We start from the raw sequence: 17,619 nt of genomic DNA, 5'->3' as shown, positions 1-17,619 counted from the left end.
CCGCGCAGTCTACTCGTCTTGGCCGCGCGGGTCTGATGGCTTGCTCACACTCTTGTTAAAAAGCGCCTGTCCATTCCCGCATCTCTGTCTGGGGGGCATCTATTGGCCGTGGCGCTGGATGATGGGAAAGGGCGGGCTCAGTACTCCCCTTCGCTGATGGCGGTGCCGATGGCCTGGGTCAGCCGGGTCAGCTGGGCCGCGGTGATGACGAACGGCGGCATCAGGTAGATAAGCTTGCCGAAGGGACGGATCCAGGCGCCCAGTTCGACAAACTTGCGCTGGATGCGCGCCACGTCCACCCGCTCCTTCATCTCCACCACCCCGATGGCGCCGAGCACCCGCACATCGGCCACAGCCGGATTGAGGGTCAGTGCTACCAGCTCGGTTTTCAGCTGATGTTCGATGGCCTGCACCCGTGCCTGCCAGGGGGATGCGAGCAGCAGATCTATGGAGGCGTTGGCTACCGCGCAGGCGAGCGGGTTGGCCATGAAGGTCGGACCGTGCATGAAGACGCCGGCCTTGCCCTCGCAGATGGTGCGGGCGACATGCTCCGTGGTGAGGGTGGCCGAGAGCGTCATGTAACCACCGGTGAGCGCCTTGCCCAGACACAGGATGTCGGGGCTGATGCCCGCCCAGTCGCAGGCAAACAGTTGGCCGGTGCGGCCAAAGCCGGTGGCTATCTCGTCGGCGATGAGCAAGATGCCGAACTCGTCACACAGGGCACGCACCCATTGCAGATAGCGAGGGTGATAGAAGCGCATGCCGCTAGCCCCCTGCACGATCGGCTCGAGAATGATGGCGGCTATCTCCTCGTGGCGATCGGCGACCAGTTCCGCCAGTTCCACCACGCAGTTTTCATCCCATTGGGCGTGAAAGCGGCAACCCGGTGCCGGGGCGAAGAGCTGTTCGGGCAGGAAGCCTTTATAGAGCTCATGCATGCCGCCATCGGGGTCGCAGACGCTCATGGCGCCAAAGGTATCCCCATGATAACCACCGCGCAGGGAGACGAAGCGGGATCTGGGGCTGCCCTTGCTGTGCCAATACTGCTGGGCCATCTTGAGCGCCACCTCCACCGCCACTGAGCCCGAGTCGGCCAGAAAGACTCTGTCCAGTCCGGCCGGGGTGATCTCCACCAGTTTGCGGCACAGTGCGATGGCGGGCTCATGGGTGAGGCCACCGAACATGACATGGGACATCTTGCCGAGCTGGGCCACCGCTGCGGCATCGAGTTGCGGTACCTGGTAGCCGTGAATGCTGGCCCACCAGGAGCTCATGCCATCGACAAGTTCGCGACCATCGCTCAAGGTCAGGGTCACCCCCTTGGCGCTGGCCACTTCATAGCAGGGCAGGGGCTGGGTGAGAGAGGTATAGGGGTGCCAGATATGGTGCAGGTCGAATTCTTGATTGGTCATTATGCGTTCTGTTGTCAATGTTGTTGATCTGGTCGGTGTTGACAGTCTACGCGCGCTCTTTACACTAGCCAACAATTTCAGCCACTTGCCACGCAGGGTGCTAGTGTCAGGCGCTAGTCTGTCAGGCGGGCAGGGGCATATCTATAAAAAATGGAAGCCACCCATGAGCGCTCTTGTCGATTCTCCCTCTCTGCACGCCACAAAGGCCACCCACCCTCGCCAGGGCTCGGCCCCCGCAGCCGTTCGCCATGACTGGACTCTGGCCGAGGTGCAGGTGCTGTTTGCCCTGCCATTCAATGATCTCTTGTTCCAGGCTCAGGTGGTGCATCGCGCCCATTTCGACCCCAATGAGGTTCAGGTGAGTACCTTACTCTCCATCAAGACCGGAGCCTGCCCGGAAGATTGCAAATATTGTCCCCAGAGTGCCCGTTACCACACCGGGCTTGAGACTGAGCGATTGATGGAGGTGGAGAAGGTGCTGGAGCGGGCCCGGGAAGCCAGAGCCAATGGTTCATCGCGTTTTTGCATGGGCGCTGCCTGGCGCAATCCCAAGGAGCGGGACATGCCCTACATATTGCGCATGGTCGAGGAGGTGCGAGGGCTGGGCATGGAGACCTGCATGACCCTGGGCATGCTCACGGCGGATCAGGCCAGTCGGCTGGGCGCAGCGGGTCTTGATTACTACAACCATAACCTCGATACCTCCCCCGAGTTCTACGGCGACATCATCACCACCCGCACCTACCAGGACAGGCTCGATACCCTGGCGAACGTCCGAGGCGCCGGCATGAAGGTCTGTTCCGGCGGCATCGTCGGCATGGGCGAGCAGGGCAAAGACAGAGCGGGTCTGTTGATGGCGCTCGCCAATCTGCCACGCCACCCCGAGAGCGTGCCCATCAACATGCTGGTCAAGGTGAAGGGTACCCCCATGGAAAATCAGCAGGATCTGGATCCGTTCGAATTTGTGCGCACCATAGCGGTGGCGCGCATCATGATGCCGACCTCTCACGTGCGTCTCTCCGCCGGGCGGGAGAAGATGAACGAGCAGATGCAGGCCATGTGCTTCATGGCCGGTGCCAACTCCATCTTCTACGGCTGCAAGCTGCTCACCACCCCCAATCCGGATGAGAGCACTGACATGCAGCTGTTCAAGCGACTCGGCATACGCCCGGCCCAGCGAGCCCAGAAACCCGACGGGGTGCAGGAAGAAGAGCTGTTGACCCGAGTGGCCAGCCAGCCGGTGAGCGGCGATCTCTTCTATGATGCCAGCCACCCCAAGGGACCGCGTGCATGAGCAGCATTCGTCATGCAGCCGATCGCACGCCGGTGAGCCGCAGCGAGATGGGGGCCCGCAGGCGAGTGCCGCAGGGTGTTTATTCGGCTATCTCCCATGGTACTTGCATGCCAACGCCAGCAAGGAGCGTGCAATGAGCTCTCCCTTCGCCTTGGGCGAGGCGTTGGCCGCACGGGCGCGAGAAGGGCTGCTGCGTACTCGCCAGAGCGGCAATGGTGGTGCCGGTACCCGGCTGCAGGTGGCGGGACGCGATTATCTCAACTTCTCCTCCAACGACTATCTGGGGCTGGCCGGTCATCCGGCATTGGCCCTCGCTTTCAAGGAGGGGCTGGATCGCTATGGGGCGGGCTCCGGAGCCTCCCCGCTGGTGACAGGTTACAGCCATGCCCATCAGGCGCTGGAGGAGCAGATTGCCGACTGGTTGGGGCTGGAGGCCGTCATGTTGTTCAATTGCGGCTTTTCTGCCAATCAGGCGGTGCTCAAGGCGCTGCTCGGCAAGGATCACTTGCTCTGGCAGGACAGGCTTAATCACGCGTCCTTGCAAGAGGCGGGCAGCCTGTTGCCCTGCACGATGAAGCGCTTTGGCCACAACGACATGGCGCAACTCGCCGCGCAGCTTGAGCCGGGTCGAGGACTCATCGTGTCGGAAGGGGTGTTCAGCATGGATGGGGATCAGGGGCCCTGGTCCGAGCTTGCCCGGCTGGCCGAGCAGAGCCGTAACTGGCTGATGATAGATGATGCCCATGGCCTGGGCGTACTCGGCGCCGAGGGACGTGGCACCTTGCACGAACAAGGGGTGGCTGCCCGGCGAGTTCAGATACAAATGGGCACCTTTGGCAAGGCGCTCGGGGTGGCTGGCGCCTTTGTCGGCGGCAGTCGCGAGCTGGTGGACTATATGGTCAACTTCGCTCGTCCCTATGTGTACAGCACTCATATGCCAGCGGCCCAGGCCCATGCGGTGCTGCGCGCCGTCGAGCTGGTGCGCGGTGGCAGCGAATCGCGGGAGCGATTGCGCCAGCTCATCGGCCGTTTTCGCGAAGGAGGACGCCAACTGGGTTGGTCTCTTGGCATGAGTGCGACCCCGATCCAGCCGCTACTGGTGGGCGCGAGCGAGGCCGCCACCCGGCTGTCGAGCCGCCTGCGCGAAGAGGGGATCTGGGTGAGCGCGATACGCCCGCCTACGGTACCTCAGGGCAAGGCGCGGCTGCGCATCACCCTGAGCGCGGCCCACAGCGAGCAGCAGATAGATCAGCTGCTCGATACCCTGGGGGAGGCGAAGTCCCATGTTTGAGATGCATCAGGGCAACCCAGGGCGTAGCCTGACGTGCGAACCTTTCCAGCGGGTTGACAAGCGGGCACTTGCCCGTCGTTTTGGTGCTGCCGCCGCCTCCTACGATGCCCATGCCCGTTTCCAGCAGGAGGTGGGTCAGGCACTCCTGGCCAAGCTGCCTGATGGCCATTGGGGAGAGGGGCTGGATCTGGGCTGTGGCACTGGTTTCTTCCTGCCTGCCTTGGGAGCGCGTTGCAGCCAGCTGTGCGGCTTGGATCTCTCCCCCGGCATGCTGGCCCAGGCCAAGTTGCGGGCCAGCGGTGCCCGCTTGTTGTGTGGCGATGCCGAGGCGCTGCCTCTGGCCGATGCCAGTGTCGATCTGCTCTTTTCCAGCCTGGCGTTGCAGTGGTGCGAGCGACCGCAGCTGGGGTTCAGCGAGCTGAAACGGGTGCTCAGGCCAGGCGGCCAGATCATCTTCTCGACGCTGCTGAGCGGTTCACTCTGGCAGTTGGCGCAGGCTTGGCTGGTCGTCGATGACAAACCCCATGTCAATCGCTTTCTCGACGAAGCCCAGCTCAGAGAGGCCCTTGAAAATGCGGGCTTTCAGTCCCCAGATATAGAGGTGCGCCCCTGGTCTCTGGGTTATGGCCAACTGCTGGAATTGCTGCGCGATCTCAAGGGGATTGGAGCGAGTCAGGTCAACGAGGGGGCCGAGGGCGGGTTGGGCGGACGTACCCGGCTCGCCCGGCTCGCCGAGGCTTATGAAGCGTTTCGCCGCCCCGACAATTTGCTGGAAGCCAGTTATAGCGTGGCCCTGGTGCGACTGGGCTGAACTTGGCGCACCTGCTTGTTTTCACCTCACGTCAGGAGTGGCGATGACGACATTTTTTATCACGGGCACTGATACCGATGTGGGCAAGACCCTGGTCAGTCGCGCCCTGCTGCAAGCCGCGAGTGCCCAGGGCCGACAGTGTGCCGGGTACAAGCCCATCTCGGCGGGCTGTGAGCAGACCCCACAAGGGCTGCGCAACAGGGATGCCTTGCAGTTGCAGCAGGCCGCCAGCCTGAGCCTGCCCTATGAGTGGGTCAACCCCTTCGCCTATGCGCCCCCCATAGCCCCGCACATAGCGGCGGCTCAGGTAGGGCAACCCATAGAGGAAGCCGGACTCACGGCCGGGCTGCGACGGCTCGAGCGCAGTGGCGCCGAGCTGGTGCTGGTTGAGGGCGCGGGGGGCTGGCATCTCCCCTTGAATGACCAGCGGCTGCTGTCTGATTGGGTGACGGATCAGCGACTGCCCGTGGTTTTGGTGGTGGGTGCCAAGCTGGGTTGCCTCAATCATGCCCTGCTGACGGTGGCCGCCATAGAGCAATCGGGGCTTCGCCTGGCGGCCTGGGTGATGAATCGTCTGCCCTGCGGCATGAGTTGCTACGAGGAGAATTTGGCGACTCTCTGCCAGCGCTTGCCCGCGCCTCTGCTCGGCGAGATCCCGACCTTGAGCGAACCAGATAGCGCTAACTTGCAGGAATATCTCGATATTTCCCTGTTGCGCTGAGCGCAGCATTCAGGGAGCATTCATAGAAAACAACTAGTATGTGTGACAGGGAGCACAGTCTGATCTACCGCACTGCGCCCCACTCATTCTCACAAGGAGTCTATATGAAGCGAATTATGCTATTCCTGGTGACCAACCTGGCCGTCATGCTGGTGCTGGGGGTGGTACTCAATATCCTGTTCTCGGTGCTTGGCATCAACAAGTCCAGTATCTCTGGCTTGCTGATCTTCTGTGCCGTGTTCGGTTTTGGGGGTTCCTTTATCTCTTTGCTGATGTCCAAGTGGATGGCCAAGCGTAGCTATGGCGTCCAGGTCATCGAACAGCCCCGTAACGAGACCGAGCACTGGCTAGTCAGTACCGTGGCCCGTCAGGCCCGCGAAGCGGGGATCAAGATGCCGGAAGTGGGCATCTATGAGTCCGCTGACATGAATGCCTTCGCCACCGGAGCCCGTCGGGACGACTCGCTGGTAGCGGTATCTTCCGGCCTGCTCTACAGCATGAGCCGCGACGAGGCCGAAGCCGTGCTGGCCCATGAGGTGAGCCACGTGGCTAACGGCGACATGGTGACTCTGACCCTGATCCAGGGGGTGGTGAACACCTTCGTGATGTTCTTCGCCCGCATAGTGGCTGGCGTCATCAGCAACTTCTTCAGCTCCAACAACAGTGAAGAGAGCAGCAGCTCCGGTGGGTTTGCCTACATGATCACCGTGTTCGTGCTGGAGATGATTTTCGGTGTGCTGGCCTCGATGATCGTGATGTGGTTCAGCCGCCAGCGTGAATTCCGGGCCGATGCCGGCGCCGCCAAGCTGGCGGGTCGTGACAAGATGATAGCGGCGCTGCAGCGCCTCTCCCGCGGTGCCGAGCCGCAGATGGAAGGCGCCATGATGGCCTTTGGCATCAACGGCAAGCGTTCGGTGAGTGAGTTCTTCATGAGCCATCCGCCCATAGAGCAGCGTATCGCAGCCCTGCGTCAGGGGTGAGCCCATGCCATATGAAACGGCTGCCTCGGCAGCCGTTTTTTTATGCATTTTCCAATTGGCTGACCGATCACCCCAGTGTTGTCAGCCCGGGATGATTGACGGGGCAGGGGCAGCCGGAGTCAGGCTATTTCGATGTCGGTCAGAGGAATGGCACAGCAGGTCAGGATCTTGCCCTGAGCGCGCTCGGCCTCGGTGAGAGCCGGTGCGCTCGCCTGCTCAACCTCACCGGCAACCAGCGTCTGCTTGCAACTGCCACAGATCCCGGCCCGGCAGCTCCAGGGCAAGTCCAGCCCCTGCTTGCTGGCCTGATCGAGTATGCTGCCCTGGTTATTGCCAGCAAAGCGCTTGCCTGCTATCTGCAAGGTCACCCCTTGGTGGGGACGGGCACTGATGAGCGGGGCCCCACCGAAACTCTCCTGACGAATGCGCTTCACCCCGGCCCCTTGCAGCAGCGTGATGGCCCTGCTCATGAATCCCTGGGGGCCGCAGAGAAAGACGTCTCGCTCGCACAGATGCTGTACCAGGGCGAGGTGTTCGGCGCCGAGTCGGCCTTGCAGCCCCTGCCAGTGGCCGTCAGCCTGGCTCAGGATAAGGCTCAGTTGCATGCCTTGGCGTGCCAGGGCATGCAACTCCTCGGGGACGGGAATGTCAGCTTCGCTGCGGCACTGATGCATGAAGTGAACTTCGCCGAGCTCGCCGCGCAGGGCCAGAGTGCGGGCGATGGCAAGCATGGGGGTGATGCCTGAACCGGCAGACAGCAGCAGCAACTTGCGCTCAGCGCCAAGCTGGAAGTCACCGGCGGGATCCTTGGCCAGCACGCGATCGCCTACCTTGAGATGGCGGTGCAGCCACTGGGAGAGCCGGCCATCGGCCTGGCGCTTGACGCCGATGGCATAGCGCCCCGGCGCATCCGGGCTCGAGCAGAGAGTGTAGCGGCGCTGCACCCGTTCCCCCTTGATATCGACAAACAGCGGCAGATGTTGACCCGCCTGGTAGTCGGGCAAGGGCTCGCCATCCTCGGCTTCGAACCAGAAGGTCTCCAGATCCCGGGCCAGGGGTGTGCGTGCCACGCAGATCAGGGCGCGCTTCTTCGGCGCGCCATTGCCGTAGACCTGAGGGCGTACCCGCTCCAGCACCTCTATCTCACTGCCAGCCGCGATCCAGCCCTCATTGAGGGCTACCAGGTTTTGGCCGAAATAGACCTCGCCGTCTTCGCCACGACGATAGTGAGTCAGAGTGGCGAGCGGCTCCTTGAGCGCATTGAAGCGGCTGGATCCGGATTCGACTGTGGTCATGATGCAGCGGCTGCAGGGTTTGGCTATCAGGAACTCGACTTCACCGATGCGAATACGGCGCCAGCCATCTTCCTCGAAGGGGCGCAAACCGCTGGCCACCAGATTGGTGCGAAACTGGCTCATCTGATGCAATGCATCGGATCTCAAGTTGAGATCCTCCAGGGAAGCCTGACCTATCAGCAACAGGGGATAACCATCGGCGAAGCTGACGCGGGTGCCGGTTTTATCGCGAAAACGGGCCGATTGTTCGCCAAGCCAGAGCAGGCGTACCGGCTCTCCGGCCACCCGGCTCAGCCAGTGATCCGCCAGCTCATGGGTACGCAGCGCGGTAAAGCTGTCACCCCAGACGCCGGTGGCTTGAGGCGTGAGCAGGAAATCCTGTTCCAGCAGAGTGAGCAGCTCCTGGCCCGGATAGCGCAGTTGCAGGCCGCCCTCGACGGGGCTGGCCACGACTTGCTGCAATTGGGGATGGGTTCGGGCCGTGATGAAGGTGCCGTCCGGCTTGACCACCATGTAACGCCGGTCGCCATCCAGTCCCTCCTCGCCAACGCGGGCCCGGTTCAGGGTCATGCCCGCGGTGGATTTGATGGGATAGAGGTGAATGCTGTCCAGACGGGGCATGGTGCTCTCCTTGAGCGTGGCAGGGCGAGGGCACAAGATAACGGTTTGACCCCGAAAGCTCAATCGAGGTGCAATCAGTGCTGGGGGAGGCAAACGAAAAACCCGGCCTATGGGCCGGGTTGAGAGGATAAATTGCTTATCCGTGCAATCACTCGATCAATTTTCTAGGCGTTCAATGAGACTGATGTTGTTTGAGGATGTCGTATATCTCCTCTTTGAGTTTAAGTTTCTGTTTTTTCAGATCCCTCAACTCAGGACTGAAGTCGCTGGCATGATGCTTTTCCAGTTTTCTGATGGTCCCGTCCAGCTCGTTGTGTAAGGCAAACTTCTGATGGAAATGGTCATCACTGCTCTTCAGTTGCGAGATAAGGTCTCTGTACTCTGGGAACATGTAATGTCGCCTCCTTGTTGCGCTTGGGTGTGCCGACACGATTAAAACTACACCTCGGAGTTCGAGATAGATGTGATCGAGATCGCAGTTATGAGCTGTCTCCAGATCGCTGTCATAACATTGTCATAAGCGATTGAATCAACTGATAACTTTATCGCGCAGCGCGCATTGTCTCGGTAAAAATCGGGGGGAGGTCACAGAAAATGCACAGGGACAGCGATGCGGGAGGTGACAGCGCAGCAGGCGGGTCATCGGCCGAATAAACAAAGGGGCCACAGGCCCCTTTGTTGTCATTGCGATAACCGCGGGTGCAGGCTTACTCCTTTTTCTTCTTAGTCTTCTCGGGCAGCGCCTTGCCATCACGGGCGATGACTTTGCCCGCTTCAAAACCAATCTGGGCCGCCAGCTCCTCAAGATCTCCCGCCTTGGCCTCGTTGCCGATGGCATAGCGGTAGTTGGCTATGGTGATCTTGTCGGCCACAGGTGTGCCCGGGACTATGGGTTCACGCCAGCCTTGGCCGATGTGCGCCACCAGGGTGCCGTTCATGATGAGCTCGCCGACTATCTCCTGGCTGGGTTGGCCCTTGCCGAAGGTCAGCCCTTGGGGATGCTTCTTGCCAATCAGCGGTGCATCGCTGGCCGGGAGCAGCTGGGTGCGGATCAACCATTTGGGATCCTTGGTCTTGCCGAGGGCCTTGCCGGTCTGATACTCGTTGATCTTGATGGTCTTTATCATCTGGGCGGTGAACTCTTTGGTCAGCGCCTTCTGGGCCTCGTTTGTTGCATCTATGACGATGGGCGCCACATACCAGGTCTGGGGCGCTTGCGCCTTGGGGGCAGTGGCATCCGTTTGCGCCAGGGCCAGAGGGCTGAGCAGCAGAGTAGCCAACAAGAGTCCGATTTTCTTCATTCTGATCCCGCTTATGTTTCAACTAGGAGTTTGTTTTGCCAGCGACGACTGCGCCAGCGCCAGAACATGGCCAGTCCGCGAACCCATTCATCACAGGCGAGCGCCAGCCAGATGCCGACCAGTCCATAGCCTTGCATGATACCAAGGTAATAGGAAAGGGGAACGGCGATGCCCCACATGGACAGCAGTGCCATGTAGAGCGGGAAACGGGCATCCCCGGTGGCGCGCAGGGCGTTGATCACCACCAGGTTGAAGGTGCGGCCAGGTTCGAGGATCAGGCTGATGAGAAACAGCTGAGCCACCATGTCGATGATGTCGCCATCTGCGGTGAACAGACTGATAATCTGCCGTCCGCTGATGGCCACGGCAATGGCGATCAGGGTGGTGACGATCAACCCCAGCTTGAGGCTGTGCAACAGCTGGGCGTAAGCCTGCTCGAAGCGGCGGGCGCCGGCCAGGTGACCGATGATGATCTCGTTGCCAAGGCCGATGGAGAGGCCGAACAGCAGAATGAACAGGCAGATCTGGAAGAAGTAGCTCTGGGTCGCCAGCGCCTTGTCACCGAGCAGGCCGACGAAGGCCGTTACCACCATGAACTGCAGCATCCAGGAGAGGTTCTCCCCCGCCGCCGGCAGGCCGATATGCAACACCTTGCGCAGCATGGGACGGCTGGGTTTGAGGATCTCTGGCAGGCGCAGCCGGATCCCCGTCTTGCGCGCTACCAGCCAGACCAGCAGTACCACGCCAACCAGACGACCCACGACTGTGCTGATGGCGACCCCGGCCACTCCGAGTTGTGGCAGGCCAAACCAGCCATAGAGCAGCAACAAGTTGCCGACGAAGGTGATGAGGTTGACTATCAGGGTCACATACATGGCCTGACGGGTATGACCGTGGGCGCGCAGGGTGGATGCGAGACAGAGGGCGGCGGCCTCGGGCAGCAGGCACAGGCCGATGATCTGGAGGTAAAGCAGGGCATCGCCCATCAGGTGATCGGGCAGGTTCATCAAGGCCAGCATGGGGGCCGCTCCCAGCATGACTCCCACAGCGGCGACCAGCCCGACCAGCAGATTGAAGCCGATGGCCGTGTGGATGACGATACGTGCCTTCTCCCGATCGCCTGCGCCCAGATACTGGGTGATCACCACGCTGGTGCCTATGCTGACGAAGCTGAACAGGGTGATGGCCAGATCGAACACCTGATTACCGACCGCCAGCGCCGCCACCCCCTGGTAGGAGACGTGACCCACCATGAAGGTGTTGAGGGCCCCGGTCAGGAAGTGCAGGGCGAGATCGATAAACAGCGGCCAGGTCAGCGCGAACAGCGTGCCAGGTCCGGCTTGGGATTGAGTGTGCATGGGGAGTCCAAATACTGGGGATGGCCCTCGTCAGGGCCATCTGGACGGGCATTTAACACCAAGAGTCTGCGGGGTGCAATCTTGCTCTGAGAGGATAGCGCCAGACCATCGCCATTCGGATGGACTGGCGCCCAATCAGGCTTGAGTGGTACTCGCCTCTTGCTCGCAGGGGAGGGTGAGCCGCGCCGAGTCCGGCAGCGCATCATCTTTGGGCCACTGGGAGAGGATAGCGTTAGTGGTGCTCTCCACTACGTCGTCATCCTTGAACAGGGGCTCGCGGTAGCAACGGGTCATGCGCAGTGCCTGATACATGTCGGGGCAGAGGATGATGCCTTCGTCGCCGACCCGGATCCCGGCCTGGCGGAACCAGTGGCTGAGCTGGCCGTGGCGCCCCGCCATTACCATGTGGATACCACGGCGTTTCAACTCGCGGTGCAGCTCGCCGACCATGCTCATCACGCTGATGTCCTGATGAGTGAAACAGGCCACGGCATCCACCACCAGACACTGGGGGCTATGGGGATCCTGCACCAGCAGCGCCAGCACTCGCCGTTTGAAGTAGGGGGCGTTGAAGTAGGTGAGCGGTGAGTTGAAGCGGTAGACCAGCACCCCCGGGATCGCCTTGGCCTGTTCGTTGTCGCCCAGGGTGCGAACCACCCCTTCATCATCCATGCCGAGCAGTTGATCCGTCGGGCGCATCACGTTGCGCAGGAACTGGAACAATCCAAGCAGCACCGCGAGCGTGATGCCGGGGATGACCCCCATGGTGAGCACGCTGATAAAGGTGATCAGCGCCAGCCAGAAGGCGGCGCGATCGGAATCCTTCAGCGCCCACAACCCCTTGAGATCGAGCAGGGAGATGGATGCCATCACCAGTACCACCCCGAGGGCGGCGGTGGGGATATATTGCAGCGGTGAGGTCAGGTAGAAGGCAATGAAGCCGATGATGATGGCGGCGATGATGGAGACCAGCTGGCTCTTGCCACCGTTGGCATCGTTGACCGCGGTGCGCGAGTCGGCGCCACTGATGGCAAAGCCCTGGGAGACGGCGGAGGCGAGATTGGCCATGCCCAGCGCCCTGAACTCCTTGTCTGCATCAATCTCATAGCCATTTTTGGCGGCAAAGCTGCGGGCAGTGAGCATCATGGAGACAAAGCTCACCATGGCAAGGTTGAGGGCGGGTAGCACCAGTTCACGCAGCAGCCCGGGGGGAAACTCCGGCATCTGGAAGGCGGGCAGGCCCGAGCCAATGGTGCCCAGGGTATCAATCCCGAACTGACCCAGATGACCCGCCCATACCAGGGCAGCCGTGGCCACCATGGCCACCATGGAGGAGGGCCAGCCCGGCCGGTAACGTTTGCTGAGCAGCAAGATGAGCAGGGTGAAGAGGCTCATGGCCAGGGTGGGCAGATGGGTACGCGCCAGATAGTTGGTACCGCTCATGATCCGCTCGATGAGGTAGCGTTCGTCAAAGGTGAAGCCGAGGATCTTGGAGAGCTGACCCACCATGATGGTGATGGCGACCCCGTTGAGCAACCCCATCAAGATTGGCCGGGAGAGAAAATCGGCAAATACCCCCAACTTGAAGCGGCTGGCGAGCAGGCACCAGAAGCCCGTCATGGCGGTCATCGTCATGACAAGTTGCCAATGGCGGGTCGCATCGCCTGCGGCAAGGGGGGCGACCACGGCGGCGATGACGGCGCAGGTAGCGGCATCGGGACCGACAATGAGCTGGCGTGAGGTGCCAAACAGGGCGTAAACCATCATCGGCAATATGCAGGAGTAGAGGCCGACGATGGCACCTACACCGGTCAATTCGGCATAGGCGATAGCCACAGGCAGCGCAACGGCGGCCACCGAGAAACCGGCCCGAACATCGGGCAGCAACCAGGCCCGTTGGTATTGCAACAAGGCAACCAGGCCCGGCAGCCAGCGCTCGAGAGAGAAAAAATCGCGCATCATGAAACCCGTATTATAAAAGCCACTGTATATCAGTCACTTTAGTTAAGTTGTTGTGCCAAAGTGGCTTTTTACTGAGGGTGGCAAGCAGCCTGGGCTAGCGTCATCCTGATTGAGGGATCCAGAGCTGAGGCCAGAGTCGGCGCCATGCCTTGGCGGCGACCCGCTCATCAAACACAGACCGGGGTTGCCGACAACGGGGGTTGGGCAGAACCTCAAGGGACCAGCAGCTGGTCAGACCAAAGGGGGCCAGCCAGTGCAATTTACCATCCGGTAGCAGGCGCACTCCGACGCAGGTGGGCAGTTCGACCCAGTGACCCAGAGCTTGCTCGCTGCTGTCAAAGGGGGCCACTCCCTGGCGAAGGTGCATGCGGGCCTGATTGCGCACCTGCCAGCGACCGGCCAGACGCGCGCTCAACCAGGCTTCGTGGGCCGACTCTTGTGTTCCCTTAATATCTGCCGGATCCAGATAGACAAGATCCAGGTCGTTGAGCGGGGTCGGCTCGGCGTTATGGTGCAGATGATCCCAGATGAGGTTGCGTACAAAGCCTGCCCCGAGCGCCCAGTCAGGCAGCTCCAGCGTGGCGGCCATCTTCAGGCAGGCCATGCGATAGGGGTCGGCGCGCAGCAGTGCCTCGGTCTGCACCCTCAGCCGGGGCTCGAGAGCGTCACTCATGGGAGCCGAGAGCTCAACCGCCATGGCGTCGCAACCAGGTCTCGATATAGCTGCAGCTCGGGATTATCTCGAGATTTTGTCCCTTGCACCAGTCGAAGAAGGCCCGGGCCAGCTGGTCTGCCAGCCCCTGACCGCGCAGTTCGCCGGGCACTAAGGTGCTATAGGCATCGACCTGGTGTTGGTCGAGCAATCGGTAGCGCAGGCGCGCCTCATGGCCGTCAACCACGCAGAGGAAGGCTTGCTGCTGCGGATCATGGATGATGTCTGTCATGGCAACTCCTGTTCATGGCCACGCCGGCGCATGGCCCTTTGCCGGGGTGACGAGCTCGCTTACACTGATCCCCCTCATGGAAGGGCCAGGTTGCGGGGCGACCCCATCACCGCCCCTTGTCTGATGACACTCATGATGCCACGTTAGCTGCGCCAACTCATCCGCGCATTTGCACAGGAAGCCACGATGGCCTTTGCCACCCTAGACGATTTGATAGGCGATACCCCGCTGGTGCGCCTGCAGCGTATCAATCCCCATGCGGGAGTCACCATTTTGGTCAAGCTGGAGGGCAACAACCCTGCCGGTTCGGTCAAGGACAGGCCTGCGTTGAACCTCATTCTCGCCGCCGAAGCGAGCGGTCGCTTACCGCCCGGCGCCAGACTGATCGAGGCCACCTCGGGCAATACCGGTATCGCCTTGGCCATGGTGGCGGCCACCAAGGGCTACCGGATGCGGCTCATCATGCCGAGCAACATGAGCCAGGAGCGCCGCGCCGCCATGCAAGCCTATGGTGCCGAGCTGGTGCTGGTCGACAATGGCATGGAGGGGGCGAGGGATCTGGCGCAGGCCATGGGGGCCAAGGGAGAGGGGTTGGTGCTGGATCAGTTCAACAATCCTGCCAACCCGCAGGCCCATTACCAGAGCACAGGCCCCGAAATCTGGCGCCAGAGTGGCGAAGCCATCACTCACTTCGTCTCGGCCATGGGCACCACTGGTACCATCATGGGGGTCTCTCGTTATCTCAAGGAGCAGAACCCGGCGGTGCAGGTCGTCGGTCTACAACCGGCGGAAGGGAGTCAAATTCCGGGGATCCGCCGTTGGCCCGCCGCTTACCAGCCCGCCATTTTCGAGCCTGAGCGGGTTGATCGGGTGCTGGACATCACCCAGGCGGAGGCGCTTGCCACCATGCGCCGTCTGGCCAGGGAAGAGGGGATTTGTTGCGGCGTCAGCTCGGGAGGGGCAGTGGCGGGAGCACTGCGTGTCGCCGCCGAGCTTGAGCAGGGAGTGATCGTCGCTATTATCTGCGATCGAGGGGATCGCTACCTCTCCACCGGGGTGTTCGATGCCCCGATCTGAACTTCCTGGCATAAATCAATAAACAGCAGGGGCCATGGGCCCCCGCTGTTTATTGAGCGCTTAGCGGATCAACCAGCTCAGCAGCAGCTTCTTGTACCAGCGATCATAGGGCGGCTGGAGCAGGATACCCGGGCTCCACTTGCCCCGGCGCAGCACCGTCTTGGCCTTGGAGAAGGTGAGAAACCCCTCCCGGCCATGGTAGTGGCCCATGCCTGATGGGCCTATGCCCCCGAAAGGCGCATCGTCCGCCGCAACCTGCTGCAGGGTCTCATTGATGGCGACCCCACCGGAGTGCGTCTCTCTGATCACCCTGGCCTGCAACTCGGGATCCAGGCTCATCAGATAGAGTGCCAGGGGCCTGGGTCTGCTCTGGATATAGGTAATGGCCTCATCGAGGCTGTCATAGGGCACCAGTGGCAGCAGGGGGCCGAAGATCTCCTCTCGCATCAGTTGGCAGTGGCCGGGCAGCTCGGTCAACAGATGGGGCAGCAATCGGCGCTGTTCGTCATCCCGGGCCGGGGTGGCGCAAGGGTGAGCCTGGGCGCCGGCGGCAACGGCCTCCTCCAGCCAGTCGATAAGCCGTTGATACTGGCGCAGGTTGATGATGGAGGCGTAGTCATCGCTCGCCAATCCCTGAGGGTAGAGGCGCAAGAAGCGTTCGCGATAAGCCTGGATAAACGCGCCCTCCTGCCCCCTGGGCAGCAGCACATAGTCGGGCGCGACACAGACCTGGCCTGCATTGAGACTCTTGCCATACAGTACTCGTTCCACCGCCAGGCTCATCGGCATGTCAGGCCCGATGAGGCAGGGGGATTTGCCGCCGAGTTCCAGGGTGAGTGGGGTGAGCTGGCGGGCGGCGCCGGCCATCACCTGCCGACCTATGCTGGTCGAGCCGGTAAACAGCAGATGATCGAAGGGGAGGGCGCAGAAGGCCGCCCCTTGCTGGGCATCCCCCTCGCAGACTACCACCTCGTCCTGCTCGAAGGCATCGCTCAGCAGCTGGATGAGGACTGCATTGGTGGCCGGGGTGAACTCGGAGAGTTTGAGCATGGCTCTGTTGCCGGCAGAAATGGCACCGATGAGTGGCCCCAGGCTCAGCATCACCGGGAAGTTCCAGGGCACCACTATGCCCACGACGCCCAGGGGCTGATAGACCACCTCAAGCCGGGCAGGAGTGAGCAGCAGCCCCGGGCTACGTCGACTCGGGGCCATCCACTTCTTGAGGTGTCTGCGCACATGTTTGAGCTGGGTGAGGCAGGGCAGTATATCGGCGAGCAGACTATCGGCTCGGCTGCGTTTGCCATAGTCGTTGGCCAGCGCCCGACAGAGGGCCTCCTTGTGGCTCAGCAGGGCTTGCTCTAGTCGCGCTAGTCTGGCCAGTCGCTCGGTAAGTGACGGGGCTGGGGCGGCCTGATAGGCTGACTTGAGTCGATCCAGCTGGGTGGCATAATGCATGGCCTGTTCCATAGGGGCTCCCGGACAGAATTGGGTCCGGGGACGTTAACCCGGCCTCGCGCATCCTGTAAAGCCACAGGCCCGGGATCGGCGGCGAAGCGTGCGCCGTCGCCCACTTTCGGTGACAGTATGCTTTTTACAGCCCATGGACATCTTTGGCACTGGCCAAAACTAACCATTTTGGGGTAATTTATATCTCATCACAGCAGAGGGAGAGAGTGCCATGACAGAGGAATTGGAACGCTTGCTGACCAAGGTCAATGATGTGGTAGACCGTATGCCTGCCAGCTTCAATACCTATGAGTTCGTCCAGAAGTTGGCGCTGCATCATCAGGGAGCCTACTTTGCGGCTGGACACTCTCTGGCGGAGCAGCCCTTGCCTGTGCTCAAGCTGATCCATCGCCAGGTGGGCGAGGTGCTCGGATCCAGCGATCGCCTCATAGAGGGGGCTCATCTGGCTTGTGTCACCCCTTGGGGAGAGACCGCCAGCTCACCACGCTGGCACCGCAAGGCGTAGTCGGTTTCAAGCAGCAATCAGGCCCCGATGGGGCCTGATTGATGTCAGCCCGAGGGCCCGGTGACTGAGGTCAGGCGGCGCGCCTGCCAGTAGTGCTTGCGCCAGTAGACGTTGTCGAGGCGTGAGCGGATCACTCCCTTGCTGGTGGAGGCGTGGATAAATTCGCCTGCGCCGGTATAGACGCCGACGTGATACTGATCCCAACCCGTCTTGAAGAACACCAGATCTCCATGACGGAGCTCGCTGCGTGCTATGGCCTCGCCGAGATCGGCCTGGGACTCTGTGGTGCGGGGCAGCTGGAAGCCCAGCACTTGCTGGTAAGCGAGCTGGGTGAAGGCGGAGCAGTCGAGCCCGGCCCGGTTGGTACCGCCCATGCGATAGGGAACGCCGCGCCACTGTTGAAAGAAGCCGTCGAAGGCTCTGTCAGGGGTTGAGGGCGCTACCGGCTCGGGTGTGCTGGAGCAGGCGGCCAGCAACAGGGCAAGCAGAGGCAGGATCAGTTTCATCAGCATCACTCTCCCATACATAGAACCCGCACGTGCCCAAGAGCGCAAGACTTGCTGCTCACCATGGCTGAGAG

At 61.6% G+C, this 17,619-nt stretch carries 17 protein-coding genes; 7 read left to right on the top strand and 10 right to left on the bottom strand.

Annotation, left to right across the window (positions count from 1 at the left end):
• Nucleotides 1-137 precede the first annotated feature (137 nt).
• Nucleotides 138-1,412 carry an adenosylmethionine--8-amino-7-oxononanoate transaminase gene (bioA, locus tag ACSMDR_RS04255; protein WP_436467186.1) on the bottom strand — a complete coding sequence of 425 codons (1,275 nt, stop codon included), beginning with the start codon at nt 1,410-1,412 and terminating at the stop codon, nt 138-140.
• 163 nt (nt 1,413-1,575) lie between these two features.
• Here bioA and bioB point away from each other — a divergent pair, with 163 nt between their 5' ends.
• The 5 genes from bioB to htpX all read left to right on the top strand — a co-directional run bounded on the left by bioB (nt 1,576) and on the right by htpX (nt 6,509).
• Nucleotides 1,576-2,706: a biotin synthase BioB gene (gene bioB, locus ACSMDR_RS04250; protein WP_436467184.1), complete on the top strand. Its 1,131-nt coding sequence runs from the start codon at nt 1,576-1,578 to the stop codon at nt 2,704-2,706.
• A 133-nt stretch (nt 2,707-2,839) separates the two neighbouring features.
• The gene (gene bioF / locus ACSMDR_RS04245; protein ID WP_436467182.1) at nt 2,840-3,997 is read left to right on the top strand and encodes an 8-amino-7-oxononanoate synthase; all 1,158 of its coding nucleotides are present in this window, start codon (nt 2,840-2,842) and stop codon (nt 3,995-3,997) included.
• Nucleotides 3,990-4,808 (top strand): malonyl-ACP O-methyltransferase BioC, encoded by an 819-nt coding sequence (gene bioC / locus ACSMDR_RS04240; protein WP_436467180.1) that lies wholly within the window; start codon nt 3,990-3,992, stop codon nt 4,806-4,808. Before bioF ends, bioC begins: the two co-directional genes overlap by 8 nt.
• A gap of 43 nt (nt 4,809-4,851) precedes the next feature.
• Nucleotides 4,852-5,529, top strand: a complete 678-nt coding sequence (gene bioD / locus ACSMDR_RS04235; RefSeq protein WP_005894365.1) for a dethiobiotin synthase — start codon at nt 4,852-4,854, stop codon at nt 5,527-5,529.
• Between the two features lie 104 nt (nt 5,530-5,633).
• Complete coding sequence (gene htpX, locus ACSMDR_RS04230; RefSeq protein WP_005894367.1) at nt 5,634-6,509, top strand: protease HtpX; 876 nt, start codon at nt 5,634-5,636, stop codon at nt 6,507-6,509.
• Between the two features lie 119 nt (nt 6,510-6,628).
• On the opposite strand, the gene ACSMDR_RS04225 is transcribed toward htpX, so the two are convergent.
• The 7 genes from ACSMDR_RS04225 to ACSMDR_RS04195 form a co-directional block, all read right to left on the bottom strand.
• Complete coding sequence (locus ACSMDR_RS04225; protein WP_005894369.1) at nt 6,629-8,425, bottom strand: MOSC N-terminal beta barrel domain-containing protein; 1,797 nt, start codon at nt 8,423-8,425, stop codon at nt 6,629-6,631.
• A 172-nt stretch (nt 8,426-8,597) separates the two neighbouring features.
• Nucleotides 8,598-8,816 (bottom strand): HP1242/YdcH family protein, encoded by a 219-nt coding sequence (locus ACSMDR_RS04220; protein ID WP_005894371.1) that lies wholly within the window; start codon nt 8,814-8,816, stop codon nt 8,598-8,600.
• A gap of 316 nt (nt 8,817-9,132) precedes the next feature.
• Nucleotides 9,133-9,726: a hypothetical protein gene (locus ACSMDR_RS04215; RefSeq protein WP_436467177.1), complete on the bottom strand. Its 594-nt coding sequence runs from the start codon at nt 9,724-9,726 to the stop codon at nt 9,133-9,135.
• An 11-nt stretch (nt 9,727-9,737) separates the two neighbouring features.
• Nucleotides 9,738-11,084: an MATE family efflux transporter gene (locus ACSMDR_RS04210; RefSeq protein ID WP_005894375.1), complete on the bottom strand. Its 1,347-nt coding sequence runs from the start codon at nt 11,082-11,084 to the stop codon at nt 9,738-9,740.
• A 135-nt stretch (nt 11,085-11,219) separates the two neighbouring features.
• Nucleotides 11,220-13,043, bottom strand: coding sequence for a SulP family inorganic anion transporter (locus ACSMDR_RS04205; protein ID WP_436468193.1), 1,824 nt, complete (start codon nt 13,041-13,043; stop codon nt 11,220-11,222).
• A gap of 103 nt (nt 13,044-13,146) precedes the next feature.
• Nucleotides 13,147-13,743 carry a nucleotidyltransferase family protein gene (locus tag ACSMDR_RS04200; RefSeq protein WP_436467174.1) on the bottom strand — a complete coding sequence of 199 codons (597 nt, stop codon included), beginning with the start codon at nt 13,741-13,743 and terminating at the stop codon, nt 13,147-13,149.
• A complete protein-coding gene (locus ACSMDR_RS04195; protein ID WP_436467172.1) occupies nt 13,733-13,990 on the bottom strand; it encodes a GNAT family N-acetyltransferase in 258 nt (85 codons plus the stop codon). Before ACSMDR_RS04195 ends, ACSMDR_RS04200 begins: the two co-directional genes overlap by 11 nt.
• Nucleotides 13,991-14,176: 186 nt before the next feature.
• Here ACSMDR_RS04195 and cysM point away from each other — a divergent pair, with 186 nt between their 5' ends.
• Nucleotides 14,177-15,067, top strand: a complete 891-nt coding sequence (gene cysM / locus ACSMDR_RS04190) for a cysteine synthase CysM (RefSeq protein WP_436467170.1) — start codon at nt 14,177-14,179, stop codon at nt 15,065-15,067.
• Nucleotides 15,068-15,127: 60 nt separating this feature from the next.
• Here the strand turns inward: cysM and ACSMDR_RS04185 are convergent, their stop codons facing one another.
• Nucleotides 15,128-16,534 carry a coniferyl aldehyde dehydrogenase gene (locus ACSMDR_RS04185; RefSeq protein WP_436467168.1) on the bottom strand — a complete coding sequence of 469 codons (1,407 nt, stop codon included), beginning with the start codon at nt 16,532-16,534 and terminating at the stop codon, nt 15,128-15,130.
• A 211-nt stretch (nt 16,535-16,745) separates the two neighbouring features.
• On the opposite strand from ACSMDR_RS04185, the gene ACSMDR_RS04180 reads away from it, so the two are divergent.
• Nucleotides 16,746-17,039: a hypothetical protein gene (locus ACSMDR_RS04180; protein ID WP_005894388.1), complete on the top strand. Its 294-nt coding sequence runs from the start codon at nt 16,746-16,748 to the stop codon at nt 17,037-17,039.
• 44 nt (nt 17,040-17,083) lie between these two features.
• Here the strand turns inward: ACSMDR_RS04180 and ACSMDR_RS04175 are convergent, their stop codons facing one another.
• Nucleotides 17,084-17,551: a C40 family peptidase gene (locus ACSMDR_RS04175; protein ID WP_436467166.1), complete on the bottom strand. Its 468-nt coding sequence runs from the start codon at nt 17,549-17,551 to the stop codon at nt 17,084-17,086.
• Between the last annotated feature and the right edge of the window lie 68 nt (nt 17,552-17,619).

The organism is Aeromonas molluscorum, assembly GCF_051376105.1.
In the GTDB taxonomy this organism is placed as follows: Bacteria; Pseudomonadota; Gammaproteobacteria; order Enterobacterales; family Aeromonadaceae; genus Aeromonas; species Aeromonas molluscorum.
The sequence above is the reverse complement of the archived record's forward strand: the minus strand, read 5'-3'. Positions and strand labels throughout refer to the sequence as shown.

What these genes read in the sequence shown, in the direction of transcription:
- bioA (WP_436467186.1), bottom strand. Translation starts at nt 1,412, where the DNA reads ATGACCAATCAAGAATTCGACCTGCACCATATCTGGCACCCCTATACC.
- bioB (WP_436467184.1), top strand. Translation starts at nt 1,576, where the DNA reads ATGAGCGCTCTTGTCGATTCTCCCTCTCTGCACGCCACAAAGGCCACC.
- bioF (WP_436467182.1), top strand. Translation starts at nt 2,840, where the DNA reads ATGAGCTCTCCCTTCGCCTTGGGCGAGGCGTTGGCCGCACGGGCGCGA.
- bioC (WP_436467180.1), top strand. Translation starts at nt 3,990, where the DNA reads ATGTTTGAGATGCATCAGGGCAACCCAGGGCGTAGCCTGACGTGCGAA.
- bioD (WP_005894365.1), top strand. Translation starts at nt 4,852, where the DNA reads ATGACGACATTTTTTATCACGGGCACTGATACCGATGTGGGCAAGACC.
- htpX (WP_005894367.1), top strand. Translation starts at nt 5,634, where the DNA reads ATGAAGCGAATTATGCTATTCCTGGTGACCAACCTGGCCGTCATGCTG.
- ACSMDR_RS04225 (WP_005894369.1), bottom strand. Translation starts at nt 8,425, where the DNA reads ATGCCCCGTCTGGACAGCATTCACCTCTATCCCATCAAATCCACCGCG.
- ACSMDR_RS04220 (WP_005894371.1), bottom strand. Translation starts at nt 8,816, where the DNA reads ATGTTCCCAGAGTACAGAGACCTTATCTCGCAACTGAAGAGCAGTGAT.
- ACSMDR_RS04215 (WP_436467177.1), bottom strand. Translation starts at nt 9,726, where the DNA reads ATGAAGAAAATCGGACTCTTGTTGGCTACTCTGCTGCTCAGCCCTCTG.
- ACSMDR_RS04210 (WP_005894375.1), bottom strand. Translation starts at nt 11,084, where the DNA reads ATGCACACTCAATCCCAAGCCGGACCTGGCACGCTGTTCGCGCTGACC.
- ACSMDR_RS04205 (WP_436468193.1), bottom strand. Translation starts at nt 13,043, where the DNA reads ATGCGCGATTTTTTCTCTCTCGAGCGCTGGCTGCCGGGCCTGGTTGCC.
- ACSMDR_RS04200 (WP_436467174.1), bottom strand. Translation starts at nt 13,743, where the DNA reads ATGGCGGTTGAGCTCTCGGCTCCCATGAGTGACGCTCTCGAGCCCCGG.
- ACSMDR_RS04195 (WP_436467172.1), bottom strand. Translation starts at nt 13,990, where the DNA reads ATGACAGACATCATCCATGATCCGCAGCAGCAAGCCTTCCTCTGCGTG.
- cysM (WP_436467170.1), top strand. Translation starts at nt 14,177, where the DNA reads ATGGCCTTTGCCACCCTAGACGATTTGATAGGCGATACCCCGCTGGTG.
- ACSMDR_RS04185 (WP_436467168.1), bottom strand. Translation starts at nt 16,534, where the DNA reads ATGGAACAGGCCATGCATTATGCCACCCAGCTGGATCGACTCAAGTCA.
- ACSMDR_RS04180 (WP_005894388.1), top strand. Translation starts at nt 16,746, where the DNA reads ATGACAGAGGAATTGGAACGCTTGCTGACCAAGGTCAATGATGTGGTA.
- ACSMDR_RS04175 (WP_436467166.1), bottom strand. Translation starts at nt 17,551, where the DNA reads ATGCTGATGAAACTGATCCTGCCTCTGCTTGCCCTGTTGCTGGCCGCC.